This window comes from Paenarthrobacter sp. 2TAF44 (assembly GCF_052114885.1).
Lineage (GTDB): Bacteria > Actinomycetota > Actinomycetes > Actinomycetales > Micrococcaceae > Arthrobacter.
In genome coordinates this window covers 498260-523251 of the sequence record NZ_JBFRFP010000001.1, presented here as the reverse complement: position 1 = coordinate 523251, position 24992 = coordinate 498260, and the positions used below count along the sequence as shown (strand labels likewise).

At 63.0% G+C, this 24992-nt stretch carries 24 protein-coding genes; 15 read left to right on the top strand and 9 right to left on the bottom strand.

Going from position 1 to position 24992, the window contains the following annotated elements:
• Positions 1–29 precede the first annotated feature (29 nt).
• The 6 genes from AB4Z15_RS02275 to AB4Z15_RS02250 all read left to right on the top strand — a co-directional run bounded on the left by AB4Z15_RS02275 (position 30) and on the right by AB4Z15_RS02250 (position 3814).
• Entirely contained in the window at positions 30–485 is a 456-nt protein-coding gene (locus AB4Z15_RS02275) for a GAF domain-containing protein (protein WP_442015868.1), read from the top strand.
• Positions 486–547: 62 nt separating this feature from the next.
• A complete protein-coding gene (locus tag AB4Z15_RS02270) occupies positions 548–1783 on the top strand; it encodes an amidohydrolase family protein (protein WP_442015867.1) in 1236 nt (411 codons plus the stop codon).
• Positions 1784–2024: 241 nt separating this feature from the next.
• A complete protein-coding gene (locus AB4Z15_RS02265) occupies positions 2025–2786 on the top strand; it encodes a hypothetical protein (protein WP_442015866.1) in 762 nt (253 codons plus the stop codon).
• Positions 2787–2960: 174 nt separating this feature from the next.
• Positions 2961–3098, top strand: coding sequence for a hypothetical protein (locus AB4Z15_RS02260; RefSeq protein ID WP_442015865.1), 138 nt, complete (start codon positions 2961–2963; stop codon positions 3096–3098).
• 48 nt (positions 3099–3146) lie between these two features.
• Positions 3147–3509 carry a type II toxin-antitoxin system RelE/ParE family toxin gene (locus AB4Z15_RS02255; protein WP_442015864.1) on the top strand — a complete coding sequence of 121 codons (363 nt, stop codon included), beginning with the start codon at positions 3147–3149 and terminating at the stop codon, positions 3507–3509.
• Positions 3509–3814 (top strand): helix-turn-helix domain-containing protein, encoded by a 306-nt coding sequence (locus AB4Z15_RS02250; RefSeq protein ID WP_442005023.1) that lies wholly within the window; start codon positions 3509–3511, stop codon positions 3812–3814. Before AB4Z15_RS02255 ends, AB4Z15_RS02250 begins: the two co-directional genes overlap by 1 nt.
• A 457-nt stretch (positions 3815–4271) precedes the next feature.
• Here AB4Z15_RS02250 and AB4Z15_RS02245 read toward each other — a convergent pair whose 3' ends face one another.
• From AB4Z15_RS02245 to AB4Z15_RS02215, 7 genes are all read right to left on the bottom strand, one after another.
• A complete protein-coding gene (locus AB4Z15_RS02245; RefSeq protein WP_442015863.1) occupies positions 4272–4373 on the bottom strand; it encodes an IS1/IS1595 family N-terminal zinc-binding domain-containing protein in 102 nt (33 codons plus the stop codon).
• A 113-nt stretch (positions 4374–4486) separates the two neighbouring features.
• Entirely contained in the window at positions 4487–6604 is a 2118-nt protein-coding gene (locus AB4Z15_RS02240) for an FUSC family protein (protein WP_442015862.1), read from the bottom strand.
• A 109-nt stretch (positions 6605–6713) separates the two neighbouring features.
• The gene (locus tag AB4Z15_RS02235; RefSeq protein WP_442015861.1) at positions 6714–9494 is read right to left on the bottom strand and encodes a helix-turn-helix transcriptional regulator; all 2781 of its coding nucleotides are present in this window, start codon (positions 9492–9494) and stop codon (positions 6714–6716) included.
• Positions 9495–9578: 84 nt separating this feature from the next.
• Positions 9579–9962: a RidA family protein gene (locus AB4Z15_RS02230; protein WP_442015860.1), complete on the bottom strand. Its 384-nt coding sequence runs from the start codon at positions 9960–9962 to the stop codon at positions 9579–9581.
• 82 nt (positions 9963–10044) lie between these two features.
• On the bottom strand, positions 10045–11565 hold the full coding sequence (locus tag AB4Z15_RS02225; RefSeq protein ID WP_442015859.1) for a carboxylesterase/lipase family protein: 1521 nt from the start codon (positions 11563–11565) through the stop codon (positions 10045–10047).
• Positions 11566–11582: 17 nt separating this feature from the next.
• On the bottom strand, positions 11583–12494 hold the full coding sequence (locus AB4Z15_RS02220) for an MBL fold metallo-hydrolase (protein WP_442015858.1): 912 nt from the start codon (positions 12492–12494) through the stop codon (positions 11583–11585).
• A gap of 179 nt (positions 12495–12673) precedes the next feature.
• The gene (locus AB4Z15_RS02215) at positions 12674–13903 is read right to left on the bottom strand and encodes a beta-ketoacyl-[acyl-carrier-protein] synthase family protein (RefSeq protein WP_442015857.1); all 1230 of its coding nucleotides are present in this window, start codon (positions 13901–13903) and stop codon (positions 12674–12676) included.
• Between the two features lie 155 nt (positions 13904–14058).
• On the opposite strand from AB4Z15_RS02215, the gene AB4Z15_RS02210 reads away from it, so the two are divergent.
• The 3 genes from AB4Z15_RS02210 (at position 14059) to AB4Z15_RS02200 (ending at position 16174) form a co-directional block, all read left to right on the top strand.
• Positions 14059–14592: a TetR/AcrR family transcriptional regulator C-terminal domain-containing protein gene (locus tag AB4Z15_RS02210; protein WP_442015856.1), complete on the top strand. Its 534-nt coding sequence runs from the start codon at positions 14059–14061 to the stop codon at positions 14590–14592.
• 95 nt (positions 14593–14687) lie between these two features.
• Positions 14688–15269 carry a carboxymuconolactone decarboxylase family protein gene (locus AB4Z15_RS02205; RefSeq protein WP_442015855.1) on the top strand — a complete coding sequence of 194 codons (582 nt, stop codon included), beginning with the start codon at positions 14688–14690 and terminating at the stop codon, positions 15267–15269.
• A 5-nt stretch (positions 15270–15274) separates the two neighbouring features.
• Complete coding sequence (locus AB4Z15_RS02200; protein WP_442015854.1) at positions 15275–16174, top strand: RNA polymerase sigma-70 factor; 900 nt, start codon at positions 15275–15277, stop codon at positions 16172–16174.
• A 411-nt stretch (positions 16175–16585) separates the two neighbouring features.
• Here AB4Z15_RS02200 and AB4Z15_RS02195 read toward each other — a convergent pair whose 3' ends face one another.
• Entirely contained in the window at positions 16586–17545 is a 960-nt protein-coding gene (locus tag AB4Z15_RS02195) for an alpha/beta hydrolase (protein WP_442015853.1), read from the bottom strand.
• A 155-nt stretch (positions 17546–17700) separates the two neighbouring features.
• On the opposite strand from AB4Z15_RS02195, the gene AB4Z15_RS02190 reads away from it, so the two are divergent.
• Genes AB4Z15_RS02190 through AB4Z15_RS02180 form a run of 3 tightly spaced genes read left to right on the top strand, consistent with a single transcriptional unit; the run spans position 17701 to position 20487 of the window.
• Complete coding sequence (locus AB4Z15_RS02190) at positions 17701–18372, top strand: hypothetical protein (RefSeq protein ID WP_442015852.1); 672 nt, start codon at positions 17701–17703, stop codon at positions 18370–18372.
• A complete protein-coding gene (locus AB4Z15_RS02185) occupies positions 18365–19717 on the top strand; it encodes a glutamine synthetase family protein (RefSeq protein WP_442015851.1) in 1353 nt (450 codons plus the stop codon). Before AB4Z15_RS02190 ends, AB4Z15_RS02185 begins: the two co-directional genes overlap by 8 nt.
• 14 nt (positions 19718–19731) lie before the next feature.
• Positions 19732–20487, top strand: coding sequence for a gamma-glutamyl-gamma-aminobutyrate hydrolase family protein (locus AB4Z15_RS02180; protein WP_442015850.1), 756 nt, complete (start codon positions 19732–19734; stop codon positions 20485–20487).
• Between the two features lie 64 nt (positions 20488–20551).
• On the opposite strand, the gene AB4Z15_RS02175 is transcribed toward AB4Z15_RS02180, so the two are convergent.
• Complete coding sequence (locus AB4Z15_RS02175; RefSeq protein ID WP_442015849.1) at positions 20552–21169, bottom strand: TetR/AcrR family transcriptional regulator; 618 nt, start codon at positions 21167–21169, stop codon at positions 20552–20554.
• A gap of 259 nt (positions 21170–21428) precedes the next feature.
• Between AB4Z15_RS02175 and AB4Z15_RS02170 the strand changes: the two genes are divergently transcribed.
• From AB4Z15_RS02170 to AB4Z15_RS02160, 3 genes are read left to right on the top strand one after another with little or no spacing between them, the layout of a single operon-like run.
• Positions 21429–23051 carry a class I adenylate-forming enzyme family protein gene (locus tag AB4Z15_RS02170; RefSeq protein WP_442015848.1) on the top strand — a complete coding sequence of 541 codons (1623 nt, stop codon included), beginning with the start codon at positions 21429–21431 and terminating at the stop codon, positions 23049–23051.
• Positions 23052–23061: 10 nt separating this feature from the next.
• Positions 23062–23838, top strand: a complete 777-nt coding sequence (locus AB4Z15_RS02165; protein ID WP_442015847.1) for an enoyl-CoA hydratase/isomerase family protein — start codon at positions 23062–23064, stop codon at positions 23836–23838.
• On the top strand, positions 23793–24947 hold the full coding sequence (locus AB4Z15_RS02160; protein WP_442015846.1) for a Zn-dependent alcohol dehydrogenase: 1155 nt from the start codon (positions 23793–23795) through the stop codon (positions 24945–24947). Before AB4Z15_RS02165 ends, AB4Z15_RS02160 begins: the two co-directional genes overlap by 46 nt.
• Positions 24948–24992: the final 45 nt, after the last annotated feature.

Sequence of the window (24992 nt, the reverse complement as noted above, 5' to 3'; positions counted from 1 at the left end):
GGTTCCCATCAAGAGAAAGAAGGGACTTTATGAGTTCTCAGTTTGAATCCTTTGACGACGTGTACGCCCACGCCCGGGAAGCAGTCGGCGTCACGCTCTTTACCGCCTCCGTCATTGCCGATAATGGCGCCAGTATGGCCCGCGTCTACACCACACATCCGGATGTCTATCCGGTGGGCGGGAGGAAGACCCTTGCGGGGGACACGAACCGGCTGTGGCTGGAGCAGGTGATCAATGGACAGCAGCCGTTCCTGGGGGCGGACAAGGAAGCGGTCCGCACGTTCTTCTTTGATTCGGCAACCATCGAGTCACTGGGTTGCGGCGCTATTGTCAACATTCCGGTCGTGAGCAACGGCCAGACTATCGGATCGATGAATTTCCTCGGCCCTGACGGCACTTATGACCAGAGTTCGGTGGACGCAGCCTTGGAGGTCGCAAGGCGGTCTGTCCATCTGCTCGAAGAAGCCCTTACCACCGCCAACTAGCTCCTTCGCGGGCGGGCACCATTGGGGGCCCGCCCGCGAAGGCAATACGAAGGGAACAACACGTGACCACTTCCGGAATTCTGACAGTACGGAACGCCCTGATCTTCGACGGCGAATCACCTGACCTGTTTGAGGGCTCTATCAGCATCCGGGACGGCCGGATTACAGCCATAGGGCGGGAGGTGGATGAGACCGATGTCGTCCTTGACGCTGGCGGCCGAACCGTGATTCCAGGACTTATCGATGCGCATTTTCATGCCTACGCCCTTAGCCTGACGTCCGCCAGGAACGAGACGGGTCCACTGAGCTATTCCGCACTTGCCGGCGCAAGGCGCCTCGCGGCTGCACTGCTCCGCGGCTTCACTGCGGTTCGTGACGTTGCCGGTGGGGATATTGGCCTTGCCAACGCCATCGAGGAGGGTCTGTACCCCGGGCCACGCTACTTCTTCACGGGCCCGGCGCTAAGCCAAACAGGCGGCCACGGCGATATCCGGGCCGCGAACGACGGGGGATGTTTCCATGGCGGGCACATGTGCGAAGTGGTAGATGGCGTCGATGACCTGCTGCAGGCCGTGCGTCATCGATTCCGCACAGGTGCGTCCGCCATAAAGCTCATGACTTCAGGAGGGGTCGTTTCCCCGGTCGATCCGATTCGGATTCCGCAGTACAGTGCGGAGGAAATCCGCACTGTCACGGAGGAGGCTTCCCGCCGGGGCAGCTACGCCACGGCTCACGCCTACTCGCCCGAGGCCATCCGCCATTCAGTACTTAACGGGGTTCGCTGCATCGAACACGGTAACCTGCTGGATGCGGAAACCGCCCGGTTGATGGCCGACAACGACGTCTATCTGGTCCCCACCTTGGTGACCTACGAGGCCATGGACCGGCGTGGAGAGGAAGTCGGCCTCACCAAAGTGGGAGCGGAAAAGAACCGGGAAGTGCTGGAGGCCGGGAGGAACGCCGTGGCACTGGCCCGAGATGCCGGGGTCCGGATTGGGTTTGGAACAGACCTCATGGGTGAGCTGGAGGATGAGCAACTGGCCGGACTCCGCCTGCAGTGTGAAGTTCTTGGCGTCTACGCCGCACTCCGGTCGGCAACATCAACCAACGCGGCCTTGCTTCGGCGTGGTGACCTTGGACGCATTGCCCAGGGGTCCTGCGCAGACTTGGTGGTGCTGGACGGTAATCCCTTCCACGAACCCTCGGTCCTCTGGGACGAAAGCAGGACGCGTACCGTCATTAAGGACGGGCAGATCATCTCCGCCGGTGCCCTTTGGGCCGCGGCGGACATGCCGTGAGCAACCGATCCATATTCATGGCCTCCGCAGCGTTGCGGCTCAAGACATCATCGGCTGAGCATGTCGAGATCGACGAGTTTGCCAATAAGGTTCCTTCCGTCACGCTAGCGAGTCAACCCGCCTTACCTTGACGCGTGCTGGCGGGAGTCTCATGCTTGGTACCTGATTGCATAGAGCCGAAATGGGGCCGACTGTGAACATCACCCGCACCACGCCGATGCTAATCCGGTTTCGTTATCCGATGGCCGCCTTTGCAGCCATGCTGTTGATGCTCGTCGGCGTCCCTGCGGAGGCCGCGACACCCCCCGAAACAGGCAATGACGTCTCATGGCCGCAGTGCGGCAAGGCGCTGCCTAAAGGCCAGACCTTTGGAATTGTTGGCGTCAACAATGGCACCGCCAACACGACCAATCCCTGCCTCGCGACCGAGCTGTCCTGGGCCGGTTCATCGACTGGCGTTACCGCGCAACCCAAGGTCGCGCTCTACGTAAATACTGCCAATCCGGGATCGGCCGGCTCCTGGTGGCCCACAAGCAATACTTATGGCGGAACTACTGTGAGCAACCCCTACGGCCAGTGCACGAGCGGATCTTTTGGGGCTGCCTGCTCGTATATGTATGGGTATGCCAAAGCATATGACGATGCAAACATCCGAGGCGTGAGCACTCCGGGCTCATACATGTGGTGGCTCGACGTCGAAACGGGCAACAGCTGGTCCGCCGACAAGGCTTCCAACCGTGCGGATCTGGAAGGAATGGTGGCCTATTTCGCAGACATCGGTGCAACGACCGGAATCTACTCCACCACCAGCCAGTGGTCGCAAATAGTGGGCACAGTTCCGCCGTCAAGCTCGCTTTACACGGCCAGAAGCTGGCTAGCCGGCGCGAGTTCGCTGACGTCAGCCAAACGTATGTGCGCCGCTGCGCCACTGACCGGAGGAGGCAAAGTCACCCTTACCCAGTATGTCTCTCGTGGCTTCGACTATGACTACTCCTGCGTCTGAATCCGGAAAACCTCGCCGGTTCCGCCTCCAGCGGCCGGTGTGAACTGCCTCGAACAGGGAATGCCGGCATGGCCGCGGCAGGGGGATCTCCCGCTTAAGGCGACGTGACCTTATACCCAGCAACTAACCGATGGTGCGATGGCGGCCGTTTTCAAAGGAGAACCCGGAGACTCCATGGCGGAGGAACAGCATGAGGATCTGCTGACTCAGGCGCAGCTGCTGGATGAGATCAGCCAGTCGGTGATCGGGATGGACAGCCACTGGCGGATCACTTACTGGAACCGCGCCTCTGAGTGCACGTCCAGCAAGTGACGCTCCACACGATATAGCTCTTGAGTTGTAGAACGCCTGAGTTGTACCATGGATTCGATGTGGAATGTTGACGTGGGACTCGTTGAGACGTGGCTGTTAGATCTTGACCAAGACTCGTATGAGCAGATAGTTGCCGCATTGGAGCTTCTCGCTGAGCGCGGACCTCAACTTGGTCGACCGTTGGTCGACACAGTGGTTCGTTCACGGCACAAGAACATGAAGGAGCTGCGGCCGGGATCCAGCGGGCGTTCGGAACTGCGAATCCTGTTTGCCTTTGATCCAGAGCGGCGGGCGATCCTGCTTGTCGCTGGGGACAAAGCGGGCAACTGGAGCAAGTGGTACAGGACGAACATTCCGGTTGCTGATGACCTGTTCGATTATCATATGAGGATTCTGAAAGGAGGCGCATAATGGCGAAGTCCATGGAGGAACTACTGGCAAAGCGTCCCGTTGACCGGGCAGCTGTGAATGCCCACAAGAAGCGCATGCTCGATGAGGTACGGGCCTACCGGCTTCGGGAGCTCCGCGAGGCCTCTGACCTGACACAGGTCGAGCTGGCCGACCGCCTGCACGTCAGCCAGAACAGGGTGTCCCGCATCGAGCACGGTGACATTGATCGCGCCCAGGTCGACACTTTGCGAAAGTACGTCGAGGCCTTGGGCGGCCGGCTGCGTGTCGAGGTTGAGCTAGGCGATGAACGAATCCAGATAGCATAACGAAAGCGACTCGAAGACGGCTCCGCCTTGACGGGTCCTGCCCGTGCCGGCCCGCGAGGTGGGAAATGCGGGAGCAGGAGGTGCCTAATTTCTGTACCTTGGGCTCCGGGTTCTCTCATGCTGCTGTCGGACGGGCCCCGGCTCCATATGTTTCCTGTTGCTACATCTCCAGGCGTGCGCTTTACCTAAACCTCCAGCATTCAGCCGCATTGGACCAAGTTCGGGTTGCGCGTCCCGGTCCACCAGTGTTGATTTCCGTTGGGCGTGCACGAGGCACCGCTGAACCGCGGTCTCACTCCAGCACTCGGACAGGGCCGCCATGATCCCGGAGCCGCCACCGGTGACCACGATGGTCGGGGAGGGGAGCCGGGCGAGCAGGGCAGGTCATGCGGCCTCTTTCTCGGTATTGCACCACTGCCAGCCCAGAAACGCATCCAATTCAGCCCGGCGGCTTACATCAGGACTCACCAGGGCGGCCCACCCCGCACTCCAGGCACCGGTAACGGTGCTTACCGGCACCGGTTTTCCCGTTCCGAACCATCCCGCAGCCACAAATCAAGCATTCCAGAGATGTGCAAGCACCCCAGCTACCCTAAGCTTCAAAAGCTTAGCTACTCCGGATTTTCCGCGCGATCACTGGAAAGCAAGCTCGTCCCATACACACGTTTTGTCCTATAACCCCTGCCCGTCAGCTGGACACAGCGGCGTCGCCGGGGTCATTGGCATCAGGGTGGTGCCAATGGTCTGCAGGGCAGCGTCCAGACGTTCAGCATGCAGCAGCAGCCGTTGGCTAGGAGATATGCGCTTCCTGGGCAGGCCCGACTCGTCGGCGAGCAGTGACAGGGTGATCGTGGAGGCACTTCCAACGCGGTTCGGCGTCGAACTTCCAAATTCATCGAGTTGTCTGGTTAAACATTCGACAGTGCTTGAGATGCTCCGCTCTGCGCTCCCCAGTCGGGCAACCTGTGGGACGTCCGAAACCCGCTCGACCAAGGCCGCGAGGCTTCGGGCGTGGTACCCACAAGCATCCAAGAGTCCGATCAGGGCGCGGGCACGGGCCCGCCGTCGGCGTTGCGGATTGGCCGGGTGGGCAATCGGCAGGCAGGACCTGCGGAAGGCCTCCAGCGTTTGATCGAGTTCCCGCAGATCCTGGGACAGCCCCCGGGCAAGGTGCCTGTCGTCGAGGCTGCCAATGGCGTGACGGGTGACGCGGCGGAGTGCGCGCATAAGCTCGACCAAGCGGTCGTTGCTCACTCGTTGAGCACTGATAGGCAGGATAAGGACCGCAGCGATTACCCCGCAGGCGACGCCGAGCGCTGTCTCCTCGATGCGCAGCACGAGCAAACTAATCGTGAAGGTATGGAGGAGCGAAATGAGCACGCTAAGCGCGCCGGTGATGAAGAAGGTCACAGCCCAGTAGGCGGCCGGAGGCGTGTAGAACATCCCGAAGAGGCACAGCAGGAGCAGGCACAGCCCGCTGGAAGAGCTACCGCTGGACAGGACCGCGAGCCAGAAGCCGAACACCACGCCCAGGATTGTGCCAGCCAATCGCCTGGCGCCTTGAAGCAGGATCTCCCCGGTGCTCTCCACCCTGATGAAGACCACCCAAACTGTGGCGACGGACCAGTACCATAAATCCGGTGAGAGCAAGGTTCCACCGGCTCCGGCGAGTGCAGTAGCCGCCGCGAGCTGGAACGATTGACGGGTGGTTCGACCCTCTGCGCGGGCTCGCCGCGGCTTGCCGGTAGCCCCCGCTGCGGCAGCATCTGGTGCCGAGTGATGGCCGAACACCATCAGAGCCAGCTCGCCTACTCCCTGATAGCTGTGTTGCAGTTCCGGAGGGGCGAATGCCGGCGGATGCGCCGAATAGTCCAGCAGCCGTTCGCGTACTCCTCCGTATGAGGCTTCATCGGAGTTCACCAAGCAGTCATACAGGGCCCGTATCTCGCGAACCAGATGCTCGCGGGTGTGGGCTTGCCCATCGCTGGGCAGCTGGGGCATACGCGTCAAGCGCATTGCAAGAACGGCAAGCCGGCGCGCAGCGCTTTCGGTACGTGCGATCCTCAACTGCGTGTCAGCGGTGGCTTTATCCACGTGGCATCGGTCCATGACGTCTTCAATCAGCAGCGCGCACACGTGCAGGCGGTTGATGGTGCGTTCCAATGCCCGAACTCTCCGTGTATCGTCGCGCCGCGTTTCCAGGAGCTCGATCGTCGCTTCCAGCACAGAGCGCAGACGGCTGTCGAACGCCTGCTGCAGGCGTCGCAGAATGCTTTGAACCCTGGTCGGAACGAGCGCGAAGCGCGCCAGGGCGTCAGCCGTGATGGCCATGCCGAGAGCCCCTGCCAGTTCCGGTAACTGTCCGGGCGCTGCCTTGGTGACCTGCGCCAGAAAGAGCATCATGACGCCGAAGATTCCCAGTCCCAGTCCGCGCGGGCCGAATTTGCGAGCATAGGCGGCCACAAAGATCAGCAGTGGAAAGACCACAGCCGCCGCGGCGGGACTAGGTGCCAGCAGCGTTCCAGCTGTGAGGCCGCCGAAAGAGGTGATCAGACCGCCCAGCAGGGTGAGCATCTGGTCACGGGCGCTGACGTCGCTGGTGGCGAGCGAGGCGACCATGGCGCTGAATCCACCAGTCACTACCACCTGGACAGGCTGCGCCAGAGCAGTCAGCATACCCAGCGTAAGGAGGACTGCCAGAGTTACCCGGAGAGCAGAGACCAGGCGCAGTAACCCGGGGTCGGAAGCTAGGAACCGGCCCCACAAGGCCGCTGCCGATCTTTCCCGCACGGTCGTCGCCCCTTTCATTGGCGACGGCGACCCTGCCGCCGTCGAGCCGGTCATGGTTTCGATCGGCCTCTGACAATTCTGGTCTGCCTAGCGCGCGGGGCGGTATGCGTCAGATGACTGCACCGTTGGCTGAGGGGGCGCTTTCGAGGACATCGCGGAGCTGTGCGCGGGCTGTGATGCCGAGTTTGGGGAATGTGCGGTACAAGTGCGAGCCGACCGTTCGGGGTGACAGAAAGAGTCTCTCGCCGATCTCGCGGTTGCTGAGTCCTCGGGCTGCAAGCCGGATAATCTGCCACTGCTGCGGCGTGAGCTCGGCTAGTGCGTCCGGCGCGGCATCGACGACGTCAACGCCGGACGCGCGCAGTTCCGCCTGGGCGCGTTCGATCCATGGTCGGGCGCCGAGTCGCCGAAAAGTCTCTAGCGCCGAGGTGAACCCGGGCCGTGCTTCGGCGATGCGGCGCCTGCGCCGTAGCCACTCAGCGTGGTCCAGGAGCGTCTGTGCCCGTTCGAAAGGCCATAACTCGAGCGTGGTGTCCGACAGGGCGGCGTTGAAACAGGATTCGGCCTGCTCCGGGTCGGAGAGCAGCGCACGACTTCGGTTCAACAGCGCCTTCAGACGCGCTGAAGCGCTGCTGCCAAGCTGCTGGCCACAGCGCTCAACGATCGCAGCGGCCTCGTTGATGTGGCCGCTGCGCGCGGCAGCGGCGGCCAGCTCCGCGAGAGCTGCGTAGGATGCGTGATAATGCAGAGGGGCGCCGTCAGCGCGAAAAACCATGCGCAGCTGCTCGTAGGCGGCACCATAGTCGCCTTCTGCTGCCGCGACTGCTCCAAGTGCCCGTCGGGCATAGACAGTGACGGACCGGCTCTCGAGCGGGTCGACCAGAGCAAGGGCATTTTCAGCCAGCGTACGCGCTTGGGAGGCATCCCCTTGAAAAGCGCATACCATGGCTTCGACGGCCGATGCGCACGCCGCGGCGTGCTCTAGTCCGGTTACCGCGGCCACAGAGGCTACCTCTGCGCACACGGTGCGGGCCCGCGCCCACCGGCCCTGTTCCAGGTAGGCCAGGGCGGCGGCGCAGCCCAGTCCATTTGGGAGTGGCCCGCGGGTCTGCCACAGGTCCAAGGCCATGTCGAAGGTCCTCACCGCCAGGGGAGTCTCATCCAGCAGCCAGGCCGTGATGGCAAGGTTCATCAGCCGGTCGGGCCTGTCCTTCTCCTGACGGATCATCCCTGGCAGTGCCGGGACAATGTCTGCACCACTGTGGATCGGATCAGCAAGGGCCCGCACCCACGCCCGCAGGGATGCGTCTGGCGGGTTCTCGGCGATGAGCGAGAGGATTTGCTGTATCTCGTACCTCTGCGATTCTTCGCCAGAGTAGAAGTGGGCCACGGCGGCGTCGCCTAGGATGTCGAGTGCCGACTCAGGTGCCGTGGTCGAGAGCTGCGATGCGGTGCGCGTGAGCGCAGCGTAGGCCACGTTGTGATGCATAGTCAGCGTAATCAGCTTGGCCGCCTGGTGCGATGCGGCCGCCTGGAGTGCGAAGTCGTCCGTGAGGCCGCGGGCTTGGGCGGTGAGTTCCTCCACCCATGCGAGCTGGCCCGTGAACACGGCCGCGCCTGCGGCGGCTACCAGCAACCGCGCGCGCTCTTCACGCTCCGGGGCGAGCTCGGCGGCCCGTTCCAGAGTCTTGGCCGCCGCCGCATAACCGCCGCGCCGTCTGGCCCGGCCCGCAGTCTCCTCCAATGCGGCAGCCACTCCCGCGTCTGGGTGGGCAGTAGCCGCGGCCAGGTGCCAGGCGCGTCGGTCAGGCTCCTCGCGCAGTGCTTCGGCCAGTCTCAGATGGGCATCTTGCCGTGCATCGAACGACACTGCATGGTACACGGCCGAGCGGATGAGGGGGTGCCGGAATCTGATCTGCCGGCCCACCTGCCTTAACAGCCCCGCATGCTGTGCAGGCAACCATGCCTTGTCTCCCAGGTCGGGCAGTCCGAGGAACACGGCCGTCGCTGAGTCCGCCGCGTCCGCAGCTGCCAACAGCACCAGTGCACGCTCAGTATCCTCGGGCAGCTCCTCCAGTCGTGCGGCATAGATCCGCTCCAGCCGCTCGGTGAGAGGCAGCGGACCGGCTGCCGTATTGGAAGACAGTTCCCGCCAGCGAATTGCCGCACCTGCCAGCTCAATCAGGGCGAGCGGATTTCCTGCCGCCTGGTCGAGGATCTCCAAGCGCAGTCGACCGTCCAGGATCTGGGGCTGCGCCACCTCGAGCAGTTGATTGGCCGCCGCTTCATCGAGCGGCCCCAGCATGAGCATCCGGTGCTCCCTGAACCCCGGAAGCGAGTCGCCAATCCGAACAGCCAACAACAGGGTGATCGGTTCGTCGGCCAACTGCCGGGCGACGAACGCTAACACGTCCAGAGACGCCCGGTCGATCCACTGCGCATCGTCGACCACGACCAGAACAGGCCCTCGGTCGGCCAGATCAGATAGCAAGGTCAGGACCGCTACGCCAAGGAGCATCATGTCTGGAATGTCTGGAGCGGGCTCCAGAGCGAACGCCCCGAGCAGAGCGGCGCGCTGGCGAACCGGCAGACTCTCGGCAACGGCCAGGGCGGGCCGCAGAAGCTGGTACAGCCCGGCGAAAGCGAGATAGGTCTCCGTCTCGCTGCCGGTCGCTGTCAGCACCTGGTGGCCAGCCGTGCGTGCACGCACCGCGGTGCCATCCAAGAGGATGCTCTTGCCCGCGCCCGGGTCGCCGGTAAGTACCAGGACCTGGCTGCTGGACAGCATGGACTCCACCAGGCCACCGAGGCGCGCGGCCTCTATCGCTCGCCCGACAAGCGGGTGACCGAGACCGCACTCGACTCCCGTGATCGCGCCGTGTTGTGTCACGCGCTCATTCACACGAGCCTCCAAGGGGCTGAAACATTAGCACCTGTAATCATAGCCAGCTACCGCCAGCGGTGCCCCATTGTTTCAGTCGGTCAGTACTGCCAAGGCATCGATCTCAACAAGCAGCCCAGGGGGTAGCTGCATGTAGACGGTGGTGCGAGCAGGAAAGGGCTCGCCCACAGCCACGGCATACGCCGCGTTCATCTCGGCCAGGTCGGCCGGATCAGTCAGGTAGACCCGCAGCATGACGACGTCTTCCATGCTGGCCCCTCCTGCCTTGAGCACTGCGGCGATGTTGCTTAGGACCTGCGTCGTCTGCTCTGCCACGGTTGTACCGACGACGGCACCGGTCTGGAGATCGAACGGAAGCTGGCCCGATATCTGGAGGATGGGTCCCTTACGTACACCTTGGGAAAGGGGCGCGCTGGTAACCGGCGCATGCTTTGTGCTGACGATTGTCCTGCTCATAGAGTTTCTTCCTTGAATAGGGGTGGGTGGATCGAATGCCTGCCAGGCTGCGGGTCGGGCCGCTCAGCGGAGCGACCGGGGTTCAGCGCCACGCCTTGCGTTCCTCACTGCGGGGGTCCTCTTCTACAGCCCAAACGCCGTCGTCGATGCGGAGGGTTGCCCGACGGGCGGTGTCGTACCGTTCCCAGCCCGGATCGCCTGTCCTGGCGAATGCCACCCAGGCGGCGTGCACGCGGGCGGCCAGTTCAGCGGGCGGATCATCCGGACCCAGGAGGGCTTTGTGGCCTCGCAGCTGCGGCAGCCCGATGTTGTCAAAGACGAAAGGCAGCTCCATGGCGTGCGTGGCGCCGAGCTCTCCCTCAAGGCTGTTCGATCGCCAGGCGAACAAATAGCTATATGTGCCGGAGGCGTCGTGTTCGGCATGTGTGTCGGCGAGACGCCAGCTGCCGGCGCCAAACAGAGCGTCTCCCATGATGGCGGAGCGCAGCTCGCCGAAGGAAGCTTGCGGCCGGGCTTTGCGATAGGCCTCCACCAATCGAACTGGATCCCGGTGGGAGCGCACCGCGGCCGCGTCGACGTCTGCCTCGGTCGAAGTGAAGAAGTTCCCAAATGGAGCCAGATAAAGATTGCCTTCCTCCGTGTTGATCCCCACGAGCAGGTCGACGGCGCCGCCGCGTCCGTCGGCGACCGCCTCCGCCGGCTGCTGGTCGAGTACGACGCTGAACGGGCTTAGGCCGATGAGCGGGTCGCCAGCGGTCTCGGTCTGCAGGTCGATGCCCGACAGCTTGGGCATGATGTCGACGAGGTCCTCATCCGGGATGTTCGCGAACGCCTCGACGCTGGGCTCGATCCCCAACGCCTCGGCTGCGGCGCGGGTGACCCGGGCGGCCTGCTCCGGTGTGAAGGCCCCCCAACCGCTGCCGCTCTGGACGATCGCCCTCCGGAACAGGCCCTCGGCCTGAGAATCGGCCAATACTGCGCTGACTATCGTGGCTCCCGCGGACTGGCCGAAGAGCGTGACGTTGGCGGGATCACCACCGAACTTAGCGATATTCTCCTGCACCCAGCGTAGGGCGGCCATCACATCGAGCACACCCCGGTTTGCGGGCGCGCCGGGAAGATCGAGGAAACCGGGGATGCCCAGGCGGTAGTTCAGGGTCACCAGGACGATGCCGTCACGGGCAAATCCTGTGCCGTCATAGAGTTCCGAGCGGGTGGACCCAGCCACGAATCCGCCTCCATGGACGAAGACCATTACCGGCAGCCGCTCGCCCTCTGTTTCAGGCGTCCAGACATTTACGGTCAGGTAGTCCTCTCCGCGGACCCACCCAGGTCCGAAATAGGCGGACATGTCCACGTTGCCGAGTTTGCGTTCGGACTGGGGCGCATTCGGCCCCGGATTGGTGGCGTCCCTCACACCCAGCCAGGGTGCGTGCGGCTGCGGAGCTTGGAACCGGGCGATGCCTAGCGGGGCTGCGGCGTAGGGAATGTTCAGGAACGCGGTTGTTCCGTCGTGCCGAAAGCCTCGGACTGCACCGTTAGCGGTAACGACTGTGTTTTCGGCGTTTTCGGTGTTCTCGCCGTTGTCATTAAGGTGACTCATGGTTTCTTTCTGTGGTCTTAGCCTTGGGAGTAAGGTGCGAACGGAGCCCAGCCCTTGATGGAGAACTTGCTCCCGTCCCGGACCACCTCGGCTGCGCCTGAACCACCCAAATGTGCGGGAACCACCAAGGCATTGTTATCGGCTGCCCAGCCGAGAACTTTGCGGCGTGTGGCCCTGGCACCGGCGGGGTCCTCGCAGAAGCAGCTGTTCGAGTCCGGCTCCATGATCTGTACAGGACTATGCAGCATGTCGCCGACGAACACCGCCCGGTCAGAACCGGAGTTGAGCGTGAGGACTGAAGACCCGGGAGTGTGTCCCGGCGCAAGATCCAAGCGCAGGTTCTCGTCGATCGTGTAGCCGTCCTCCCACAGCAACGTCATGCCTGCTTCGTGTACGGGCGCGACGCTGTCCTCGAAAACATTCTGATTTCCCCGACCGAGCAGCGGTTTGTAACCGTTGGCGGGGTTCCAGAAGTCGAAATCGGTTTTTGTCATCAGATAGGTGGCGTTGGGGAAGGTCGGCACCCACGTCCGGCCGTCCAAGTACGTGTTCCACCCGACGTGGTCTATGTGGAGGTGCGTGTTCACCACGATGTCCACGTCTTCGGCCCGAACGCCCGCACGGGCGAGGTTACTCAGGAAATCTGTGTTGAGGTGGCTCCAGACCGACGCGTAAGGCCGCTCCTTGTGGTTGCCGACTCCCGTGTCGATGAGAATGTTCTTTCCCCCGCTGCGCAGCAGCCAGGTCTGGATCGCTGAATTGACGATCTGCGTCTCGGAGTCCAGGAAGTGCGGCACCAACCACGAGGAGTTGTCCTCCCATGCGTGCTGCGGGCTTTCCGGGAAGAATGCCTGTGGTGTCATGTCGACGGGTCCGTAGTATTCCCAGACCCGGGTAATGCTCACATCGCCCAGGGTAATCTGGTCCATGATTCGTCCTTAGTTCTTGAAATGGTACCGCTTGTCGCCCGGGAGGCACCCGGCACAACCGAGCCAACGGTGTCCTTAAATCTTGAACCGCTCACGTGTGCGCGGGGTATCCGTCAAGTGACTGCATCGAGCACTAAGACCTCCTGCGGGACCCCGAAAAGTAGGAACCGGGTACAGCTTTAGCCCTTGCTGAAGATCAGGCTGACATTCTGGCCGCCAAATCCGAACGAGTTGGAGAGCGCTGCGGGAGATGTTCCGCGGCGTTGTTCGGTGACAACGTCCAGCCCGATCCCGGAGTCCACGTTTCCCTGGTGAAGATTGCGGGTGGGAGCGATGACTTCCTGTGCGACGCTTCGGATTGCGATGATGGCTTCGACGGCGCCGGCGGCCCCGAAGAGATGTCCCAGGGAGGCCTTGGGTGCAGTCACCGGAATGGTGTCGCCGAAGATGGCCTTGATGGCTTTTGCTTCCGCCAGGTCCCCCACGGTGGTGCCCGTCGCGTGGGCGTTGACGTGGCCCACCTCCGCTGGGCTCATGCCGGCGTCGTTGAGTGCTTTGGTGATGGCGGTGACCTGGCCTTCGCCGTCGTCCGCCGGTGCCGTCATATGGAAAGCATCGGAGGCAATGCCGACGCCACGCACGACCGCATGGACAGTGGCACCGCGGGCCGTGGCGTGCTCGGCACTTTCCAGCACCAAAATGCCAGCGCCTTCGCCCAGGACGAAGCCGTCGCGGTCTGAGGCAAAGGGACGCGACGCAGACGCGGGATCCGCTGTAAGTGTTGAGAGGGCCCTCGTTTGCAGGAAGGCGGCGACGGTGAAGGGCGTTATCGCGGCTTCAGCGCCGCCGGCAATGACTACATCAGCTTCGCCGGAACGGATTAATCGTGCGGCCATGACAATTGCTTCGGCGCCTGAGGAGCACGCCGAGACCGGAGTGTATGAACCTGCCTTGGCGCCGTAGCGGATGCTGACAGCCGCGGCGGGTCCGTTGGCCATGAGCATCGGTACTGCCCGTGGGGAGACGCGGCGCTGGCCGCGGTTTTCCAAGGTGTCGTCCTCCCGGAGGAGCGTGCCGATTCCGCCCACGCCTGTTCCTACCGCCACAGCCAGTCGGGTGCCGTCAACCTGGGGCGAACCAGCATCTGCCCAGGCTTCTGCCGCGGCAACCAGGGCGGCTTGCTGGACCCGGTCCAGTCTTTTGGCTTCGACGGCGTCAAGTCCGGTGGCTGGGTCGGTGGCCATGGGTGCGGCGATGGTTACGGGGAGCCCGCTGCCCTGCAACATATCCGGCCCGACATCCCGCACGCCTGAACAGCCCTCAAGGAGGGCGGCCCAGGTCGTGTCGACCGTGCCTCCCAAAGGCGTTGTGGCGCCTATTCCTGTCACAGCGATATCCCGTGCCTTCATGGCAACTCCTTTTCTTGTATGACATACAAGATATACGGATAGTTGTATGAAGTACAATTTCTTGCATGGTCACAGAACGCAAGGGGAAACGTCTTCCGGGGGGTCCATCGCAAGCTCGTGGTCACTCGACCAGGGGCCGGATCCTGGATAGCGCGGTGAAGCTTTACCTGGCCAACACTTCAGGTGACGTGAGCGTGGCAGCGATCGCTGCCGACGCCGAAGTATTTCCCAACCAAGTGACCTACTACTTCGGTTCCAAAGACTCGCTCTTCATCCACGCAGCTTTCCTGGCATTGCTCCACGATGCGGAACGCGTTGAGGCGATCGGCCACGGTGCAGGGAGCCCCGAGTCTTTTCGAAGGAACATGGCGCGCACGGTACTGATGCTCCCGTCCATGCCGTTGGTGGTGCGCGCCCTGGCAGTGGGAACATCCCGGCCTGCGCTGGCCGCTGTAGTGGATCAGCACCTGACTCTGCTTTTCCGCCAGTCTGAACGCTATCTTGCCCGTCTTATGAGGCACCGGAACTGGGAAGTGCAACGTCCCGTGCCTGTGGAAACCAGAACGTTTTGGAGCGCAGCCTTCGGAGCCACGCTCCTGTCACAGGCCGGTGCCACGGGATCGGGGAGCGACGTGGACCTGTCCGGCACGTTGACAGTTCGAAGCGGGAGTGCGGGGGAGAATCCCTAGCCAGCGGGCACTTCGCCTGAAGTGGACGTGTCACAGATCGGGCCCGAGCGGTGTCTTCATGTCGTAGGACACAGAACCGACCCGTAGGAGGAGTCATGACCGTCAGGATCCCGGCCGCAGAGATCACCGGTTTCTACGGCGCACTCATTAAGAAGTTCAGCGCGAAGATGTTCGGCAAAGTCCCGGAATCGCTGGGCGTCATGTGGCACAACCAGTCCGTTCTCAAGGCATCCATGAGCTTCGGACAGAAGCTGCAGAGGTGGAACAGCTGCGATGAATCGCTGAAGTCCTACGCTCACATGGCCGTGGCCTCGTTCATCGGCTGCACCTGGTGCCTGGACTACAACTACTTCATGGCGAACAACTACGGCCTGGACCTGGAGAAGGCTCGGCAGATCCCGTGCTGGCGCGAGTCCGACGTCTTCACGCCGCTCGAGCGGGATGTCCTGGAGTATGCCGAGGCCATGAGTGCCACGCCTGTCTCGGTGACCGACGGACTGTCGGCCCGGTTGCTCGGGCAATTGGGCGCGCCAGCGCTGATCGAACTGACCAGCGTCATCGGCTTCGCCAACCTCACGACCCGCAGCAACGTGGCCCTCGGCATCGAATCCGAGGGTTTCGCGGATTCCTGTGAGCTGAAGCCGCTCGCAGCGCGCAGCGGCCACGGAGTAGCCTGAGCGGCATGAGCAACCTCCGCGCCACTGACAGGCAGGATCCGTTCGTTGCCCACCGCAGCCTGTTCTTCACTGTCGCCTACGAGATACTCGGCTCCGGCGCGGATGCGGAGGACGTAGTACAGGAGGCCTGGCTCCGGTGGGCCGAACTGGGCCGCGACGTCCGCGCCGGCGTCCGCGACCCGCGGGCCTACCTCGTTCGCACCGTCACCCGGCAGGCGCTCAACCGCCTCCGCACGCTGTCACGACGGCGGGAGGATTACGTCGGGGAATGGCTGCCCGAGCCCCTGCTCACCGTGCCGGATGTAGCCGAGGACGTGGAACTGGCCGAAAGCGTCTCGATTGCCATGCTCACGGTTCTCGAATCGCTCACTCCTGTGGAGCGGGCCGCCTTCGTCTTGCGCGAGGTTTTCGACGTGCCCTACGAGGAGATTGCCGAGGCCGTGGGCAAGTCAGCGACAGCCGTGCGCCAGCTGGTCAGCCGAGCGCGCTCTCATGTGGCCGCCCGGCGGCCCCGCATGCGCGTGGACCGAACCGAGCAGCAGGAAGTCGTCGAACGGTTTCTAGTGGCGGTCACCACCGGGGACGTGCAGGGCTTGATGGACGTGCTTGCCCCCGACGTCGTACTCATCGCCGACGGCGGCGGCCTCGCCCAGGCGGTTCGGGTGCCGGTGTCTGGCGCGAAGAAGGTGACAAATCTGCTGCGGTCCTTCCCTCAGGCCGCGCTCAACCCGAAAATCGCTCTGCTCTGGCTCAACGGCGGCCTCGGCATCCGGATCGACGACGAAGCAGGTGGTCCGTCACTCATCAGCCTGGTGGTGGAGGACGGCAGGATCGCAAGGATCTTCGCCATGCGAAACCCGGACAAGCTCGGCTACTTGGATGAGGAGACCCTGCTGGCGCGTTAGCCGCTCAGACCCAAATTGTTCAGGCTGCTTTTTGCCTTCACAGCGCGGATTGTGTGGTTACTGCCGACCATTTCATGGCCGACAACGGCCAGCGGATGAGGGTGATGACAATCCCGGATTATTCCGGAAGGAAATGCGTGAATACCCGGTATCCATCGGATCTAAGAAAAATCCGTCGTGAAGAAGCTCCTTCCGATGAAACCCATAAGAGGGAGTCGTCAGGCATGACGGCGTCGACAGTTCCTTTACGGATAAATTTTCCGTCCTTCCAGATTTCTACGCGCTGCCCAACGGCACGTTGCCAATCTGGTTGCAAATGCAGGTCCACTGTTGCTCCTCAAGTTGATGGGAAATTCCTACAGAGTCCAATGGCGCGGCCCAAGTTCGAACAAAACAGCGGGTCCAGAGCTGTCACCGCTGGAGACCCCGGAGGTGCAGGCAGATCTCCTCGATGGCCCGCCTCGCCTGGGCGAAAGCGCCGGTCTCCGTGAGGAAGCCGTGGAAAACCCCGCGATACCTGATCAGTGAGGCGGGGACGCCCTCGCGCTGCAGACGTGCCGCATACGCCTCGGCGTCACTTCGGATCGGGTCGACCTCCGCAGTCAGGATCATGGCCGGGGGAAGGCCTCGCAGCGATGCGGCACGCATGGGTGCCGCAAGGTGGTCGTCCGCCCGGTGCCCTGGGCCGACGTATTGACTCCAAAACCAGCGCGCGTCCGCGGTGCTTAGCAGCGGTGCGTCGGCAAATTCCGTCCAGGATGGAGTGTCGAACGTCCCGTCGACGGCGGGGTAGGCGAGCACTTGCGCCACTGGCAGCGGGCTGCCCTCGTCGCGTCGATGGAGGCAGAGGGCGGCTGCCAGATTGCCACCAGCAGAGTCTCCGCCGACTGCGATTCGTGTGGCGTCGATCCCGAGCTCCGTTGCTGTCAGGGTCAGCCATGCGTAGGCGTCGAGGCAGTCTTGCAGTGCCGCGGGGTACGGACTTTCCGGAGCGAGCCGATAGTCGAGGGACACGACCGTCCACCCGGATCCGACGGCGATCGCGCGGCACAGCTCGTCTGCTCCCTCGATGGTTCCAAGAACGAAACCTCCGCCATGCAGATAGACCAAGGCGGGCCTTGGACTATCTGTAGCGCCCTCGGGCCCGTATAGCCGTGCCCGGATCGCGCCTGCCCGGGTCGGGACATTCAGTTGTTCAACATGGTCAAGCGGCGTCATCGGCGCAGTGCAGGGGCTCGTGTTCAGGAGCGCGCGGGCCTGCTTCGCCCCCAATTCACGGATGGGTTTCGGCAGAACATGGTTGATCATCCGGGCCGCGGACTTCGCTTCGTCGTCGAGCAGGTTCCACCATGCGGGAGGGGTGTCGTTCATCTCGGTTACCTCGCAGTCATTGACAAAGAAGTGATCTGTACCTCATCATCATAGTCACATGATCAAGTCATTTGACTACATAATTCATGTTCCACTGGGATCGGGCGTTGACGCTGTGCCGTGCGTCGATCTCGTTGAATCGAAAGGATAGAAGGATGACCGAAACGACAATCGGCCACGCTGCACGCGAGGCCGACGTGGTCGGCGGGGTCTGCATTCGGATCGAGGAGGACGCGAGTCCGATCGTCCGGCTGATTGGCCGCACGATCACCGATTCCATCCGCGCCAGCCGGGAAGCTTCCCTCGTGGAGGGGGTGGAAGGCACCATTGCGGTCCGCTCCCATGACACCCCCCAGGCCGCGACAATCAGCATCTCCAACGGGGTCATAGCAGTATCGAGCGGTGTATTCGTCGAGCCCGATGTAACGCTGGTGGTAGACCTGAATGGGCGGTTCGCCCCGGTTGGCGGGCCCGTAGTTGAAGGTCAACGTCACTTAACCGCCACGGCATTTGAACTGTTGTCACCGCCGCTGCCTGACTGGCGGGTTGCCGCCGAGGAGTTCTGGGCCGCCACGCGATTGATACCGGGGATGCCGGACGTACTCGTCGCGGTCTCGGATGGGCCCGATGGGCTGTCCGAGCTGGTGGTCGGCGAGGGCGAGACGCAGTATGTCATCGCCGGCTCCCCGGATGGGCTGGCCGGCATCTTCTCGGGCGCCGATGATCTGATCGCCGCCCTGTCCACCGGTCTGATCGGCGTGCGCGGCACGCTCTCCCAGCTGTCAGTTATGGTCGGAGCATCCTGGAAGGTCCGTTACGATGTCTGAAATTATTACCACTCCAAATACCCGTGACGACGTCCATACAGTCCGGCTTGAGGCCACCAATCACGAGGGCTCGTTCCTCGGAAAGAACCTTTCGCCCAAGAAGTTCACGACGAACGCAGGTTCGGGGTTCGCGTTCGCTGATCTCCTCTTCGGCCTCGACCTGGGCAATGCCCCGACATTCGGTTTCGCCTATCCGGGGTGGCGTGGGCACCTGGCCGATGTGCAGTTTCGCCCCGATATGGCGACGCTGGTGCAGTGGGAGGCCGGTCTGCAGTCCGTCATCGGTGATTTCTGGCAAGCGGACGGCACACCGGTGGGGATATGTCCTCGTAACCTGGCCCGCAAGCTGATCGATCGGCTCGATAGTCGAGGCTTCAAGGCCACTGTGGCGGTAGAGATAGAGGCGACACTTTTCCAAGAGTCCATCCACGAGGCCCGCATCAAGGGATACCGCGACCTCACTCCGCTGGGCGGTTCCGCCGGAACCGCGTACCACCTGGCGAAATCGAAGGACTGGGTTGACTACATGTCGGCAGTAGCCCGTCGCCTCGACGAGATCGGTATCGAGTGGGAGGCGTGGAGTGACGAGGACGCGGCTGGCCAAGTCGAGCTCAACCTGGCTCCCGGTGAACCCCTCTCGGTCTGCGACGATTGGGCCCGTACCCGGCAGGTGATGCGCGAGGTGGCCTTCGAACTAGGTCACACAGTAACCTTCATGGCCAAGCCGACGGCGGGGTACGGCCAGGCCTCGCACGTCAACCTGTCGTTGCAGCGCGACGGCGTCAACGCCTTTTACGCCGAAGAGGGGCCCTCGCCTACGATGCGGCATGCTATCGGTGGACTCCTCGCGACGATGCGGGGCGCGACGTCGATCATGCTCCCGCAGATCACCTCGTACCGCCGACTGGTGGACCTGAGCGGTCCGCCGACGACGGTGACCTGGGGCATCAACAACAAGACCACCGCTGTTCGTGCCGTATGCGGGCATCCGGCGTACTCGCGGCTGGAATACCGTGTGCCCGGAGCCGATGCGAACCTGTATCTGGCGGTTGCGGCCATTCTCGCTGGCGTGATTGCCGGCCTCGACGCCGCGATCGAGCCGCCCGAGCCGGTCACGGATATGGCGTGGTGCGTACCGGACCTCGAGCGTTTGCCGGATACCGTCACCAAGGCGGCCACTGCTCTTGAAGCGGATCCGATTCTGCGCGAACAACTCGGGGACGAGTTCGTCGACTACTGGGTAGGTACGCGGCGGTGGGAGTGGATGCAGTTCCATACGGCAGGTGGCGATCCATTCGCAGAGCTTTCCGAATGGGAGTCGGCGCGCTACTTCGAACTCCCTTGAGCGCAGGGAAATCCATGCCAGACGCCATCCACCCGATGATCGGCATCACCGGCCGTCGGTTCCGTTTGGGGCTGGTCGACGGAATGGACAATCGCTACGGCCATCTGTTCGCTGATGCCTTCATGACCGACTTCTCGGACCGGATCGCCAAAGCTGGTGGGATTCCGGTGAACCTGCCCTACGACGCCGATCCTGAGGCACTCTGCCACTGGCTGGCGGCCGTAGTCATCACCGGAGGACAGGATGTCCATCCGGCCTGCTGGGGTGGCGACCTGTCCGTGGTCCGCGATGTGGATCCGCGAGATGATCCAACCGTCCACGATCCCGACAGGGATCAGTACGAAATCGCCTTGGTGCGTGCTGCGCTGGCCAGGGGTATCCCGATCCTGGGGGTATGCCGGGGCCTGCAGATCCTGAACGTTGCTTTGGGCGGCACTCTCATCGCCCACCTGCCGTCCAGTTCCGTTCAGCATCTGTCGGGTTCGCGGGCGCCTGCCGACGGTGCTGACGACCACAAGGTGACATTCGAGCCCGGCTCCATCGCAGAGCGGCTGTTCGGAGCAGGCGCTGTGACCAATTCGTGGCACCACCAAGCGGTCGATAGCTGCGGCACCGGCTTGGTAGTCACAGGCCGAGCGGCCGACGGCGTCGTGGAAGCAGTCGAGCTCCCCGGAGCTGCAGTCCTGGGTGTTCAGTGGCATCCCGAATGGATGGAGCGTGACGATCCGGCTTTGAGCTGGATCGTCGCAGAGGGCAGGCGGCGCATCTGACCTGCGCGAGGATTTGTTCGGTCGGCGCCGAAGTTCCCGGGGCCGGCCGAACAACCCCTTTTGCCTAGACCTTCGAAGGCCTGGAAGCGCCAAGACTGGTGGCCATCCACGCGTCGAGTACGCCGAGCGCGAGCTCGATTTGCCGCTCGGCTGCCGCCCTGTCAGCAAACACCAGCCAGTTGAGCGCGAATCCGTCGGACAATGTGGACACGATGTATGTCAGTTCGTCAATGATCGTTTCGTTGATCGACTGTCCTGAAGTTTTCGCGGCGTCCTCGAGGATGGACCGCATGGTGCCGAACGCGTCGTTGTACACCATTTCAGCTTGCTTGCCCTCCTGACGCTGAGCCCAGCTGATCAACTCAACGATTGCCGGACCGAAGTCGGGATTCGCCAGGTACCACTCCAACAGGCCACGCAAAAGCGTTCGCGCGGTGCTCTCCAGGTCGCCGTCGACCTCGTTGCTCGTCAGCACCTCCCGGTACTGCCCTGAGACGTACTCGAAAACCGCCGCAAACAGAACTTCCTTGCCTGCGAAGCAGTAGTGCAGGGTGGCTAGCGGAGCATTCGCCTCCTGCGCGATGCGGCGCGTCGTGGCGCCCTCCACCCCGTGGGCAGCGATCATTCGAACGGCCGCAGCTACAAGTTCGGCGCGACGTTCAGCGGCAGGCATATGGGCCATTTATTCTTCCTGTCGAATTCTAGACGGACGACTGATCAAGTGTCTTCCACGCTATCAGATCGGACTCCGAGGGCGCGTGATACTTCTTGATCATACGTCTTGATCAGATGACCAACTAGCGATATCGTCATGACTGGCATCACATTTCACATGGCGTTTCAGGAGACCATGCTCCTGCTGCGAGACGGGTCTGCGCCGCTTGCACGTCCATTGACGAAACCCGCCCCACCACCGCCTAAGCCACCTTGAAGAGGACGAGATGACCGAAGTTGAATCAGTTAACCGGGAACGCGGAGTTGCCCTCGATCGCATGGCGAGGAACCCATCCATCGACACCCTCCCCGGCCTGCTGGAATACCAGGCCGCCGGTTTCCCCAACCGCGAGTTTCTCCGCTTCCCGGAAGGATCGTGGACCTTCTCGGAAGTGGACGATTGGACCTCGCGCCTGGCCCAGCGCTTTGTCTCAGAGGACAGGATCCGCCCCGGCGACCGGGTCGCGATCATGCTGCCCAATGTTGTGCAATGGCCGATCGCTTGGCTGGCGATACTCAAAGCCGGAGGTGTCGCCGTGCCGGTGAACTCTTCATATCGCCGTGCAGACCTGGAATTCGTGCTTCGTGACTCCGGCGCTCGGGTGATCGTCACTGACCCCGGTCACGCCCCTCTTGTTAAAGAGGTGCTCGATGCTAACGGCGATCTGTGTGATGTCCGGATGGTTGAAGCGGCGTCGCGCAGCGAGCTCGCGAAGTATCCGGCGGACAGTCCGGGGACCGCCATCTCGGCGGACACACTCGCCAACCTCCAGTACACGTCGGGAACCACCGGATTCCCGAAGGCGTGCATGCTCACCCACGACTATTGGGTTCGGCTGGGGTGGATATGCGCGGGTGCGGCGGATCTCGGAAGGGATGACGTGGTACTTACTTCGCAGCCGTTTTCGTACATGGACCCGCAGTGGAACACCTCCTTGTGCCTCACGATCGGCGCGCCGCTGGTGGTGCTGCCCCGATTCTCCGCCTCGAGTTTCATGGCGGATGTCCGCCGACACAGGGCCACGTTCTGCTACGTGCTCGGCTCTATGCCCACGCTTCTGTTCAAGCATATGCCGAGCCCGCAGGACCTGGACAACGACCTCCGCCTAGTGCTGTGCTCGGCAATTCCCGCTGCGCTGCACGAGCAACTCGAAGAGCGCTGGGGAGCGCCATGGCGGGAGATCTTCGGGATGACCGAAAGCGGGACTGACCTGATTAGCCTCCCCGAAAGCACGGGTGACGTTGGCAGTGGGCGGCTGGGACAGCCTGTACCCACGAAGCAGGTCAGGGTGGTCGATCCATCCGGCCGGGAAGTTGCGGTGGGGGAGCCCGGCGAGCTGATCACATCCGGTAAGCCGATGATGCTCGGCTATTGGAACCGACGCGAAGACACCGCGAAGGTCCTTCGCGATGGATGGCTGCACACAGGCGATGTTGCGGTCCGTGAGGCGGACGGCTACCGCCTGGTAGGCCGGATTAAGGACATGGTCCGTCGTGGCGGGGAGAACATCGCAAGCGCTGAGGTCGAACGCGTCCTGGAGCGCGACGCCGCCGTCGTGGCCGCAGCGGTGGTCGGCGTCCCTGACGAGCTGTTTGGCGAGGAGGTCAAGGCCTTTGTGCAGCTGGCACCCGGCGTTGGGGAAAGCCGCGCGACCGCAGAACGAATCATGGAGGGCGCGCGAACCGAGTTGGCACGCTTCAAAGTTCCGCGCTACGTCGAGTTCGTCGCCGACTTCCCGCGTACCCCGTCCGAGCGCGTGTCGAAGCCGGCCCTCAAAGCACGCACCGACGAATATCCGGGCATCATCTACGACCTGCAACGACCGCGTGCTGCGGGCAGCAGTAACTGAGGAGCCAAACATGACCGACAACTACCTGAACGTGCACATCGAGGGGGGCGTCGCGGTACTCACCTTGAACCGGCCAGACAAATTGAATGCGATGGACGCGTCAACGCGCGTGCGGCTCGCCCAGACGATCCGCCGGTTCGGAACGGGCGACGTCGTCCGCGGGATCGTACTTACGGGCACGGGCCGGGCATTCTCCGCCGGCGAAGACCTGCAGACGGTACCTACCACGTATCCGGAGATCCGCGACGCCTTCGCAACTTTCCACGACATCACCCGCGCCATTCTGGAGACCAGGGTTCCCGTCATCGCGGCGGTGAACGGAATCGCCGTCGGCGGAGCCTCAGAGATCACGCTGTGCTGCGACTTGCGCATAGCCACCCCCGCAGCTGAGTATTACCAGCCGGAAAATCACCGGGGAATCATCATCTCAAATGCCTCGAGCTTCCTCCTGGGCCGCCTGGTAGGCAACAACGCCATGCGAATCATTTTGGGTTCTGAACGGATCGACGCCGATGAGGCCCTGAAGATCGGGCTTGTCGATGAGATCGTGCCCGCGGAAAGACTGTTGGGGCGTGCGGCTGAGGTGATCGGGCAGTGGAATCCGGACCCCCGCATCACCGCGTTGCATCTGGATCTGCTGCGGCCACGCACCGAAGACATCGAGGACGCATTCGCCCGCGAGAACAAAGCCGCCCGCGAGGCGTGGGCCTCCGGCGCCTTCACCGAGGGCATCGAGAGCTTTTGGATATCAAAAAACGCGGCGGCATCGCCCACGACGAGCAATTGAGATCGGAGACCATGGTGATCACCACCGAAGCAGCACTTCTCACAGCGGTGAACGAGCCGCTGGCACTTACCAGGATCCGCGTTGATGCCCCGGAGCCCAACGAGGTCCGCGTCGCCGTCTCGCACGTGGGCCTGTGCCACAGTGACCTGCACTATATGACCGGTACTGTGCAAACGGGTTTTCCTGTGGTGGTTGGGCACGAGGTAGCGGGCATCGTCGAGTCAGTCGGCTCGGCTGTAACCTCCATGCGACCGGGCGACCGGGTCGTCGGCGCCCTCACACCCTCCTGCGGACTGTGCCGCAATTGCGAGGCGGGCCACCCGACACAATGTCAACGCGCAGCACGCATCCGACAGCGTCCCCGCCCGGCTTTCCAGCTGCCGGGAGGCCAAACCGTCGAGCGGCTGGGTGATATCGGCGCTTTCTCGCGCCACATCCTGATGCGGGAGAACTCGCTGGTGAAGATGCCGGACGAGGTAGGTCTGCACGTCGGGTGCCTGCTCTCGTGCTGCATAATCACCGGCGTCGGGGCCGTATTCCGCGGTGCCAAAGTACGACCCGGCTCCACCGTGGCCGTCATCGGGTGCGGCGGTGTCGGCTCGGCAATCATCCAGGGGGCGCGGCTTGCCGGCGCCTCGGCGATTGTCGCCGTGGATCTCGACGACGCCCGGCTCGCCGCGGCACGCAAGTACGGTGCCACTCATGTCGTTAACGGCGCCACCGACGTCGCAACTGAGATTCGGAAGGTCCTGGGCGACGGCGTCGACTACTCGTTCGAGGCCGTCGGCTCTGCGCGTACGGCGGCCAGCGCGCTGTCCGTGCTCCGAGGCAGAGGTACCGCATGCTTGGTGGGCATCGCACCGGATGGCACGGAGCTCACCCTTCCGGCGTCGGATTTCTTCTTCGGCGAGAAGCGCCTCATCGGCTCGTACATGGGCTCAGGCCAATCACACGAGGACATTGCCCAATTCGCCCGTCTGTACCTTCAGGGCCGCCTGCTGCTCGACGAGATGGTCACCGACATCATCCCGTTCCACGAGATCAATGAGGGCTTCGAGGCAATGAAATCGGGCGAGGTCACCCGCATCGTCGCCGACCTCACCGTCTGATCACACCAATCCATCTACACACCTACGCATCGAGGGAGGCCGCAG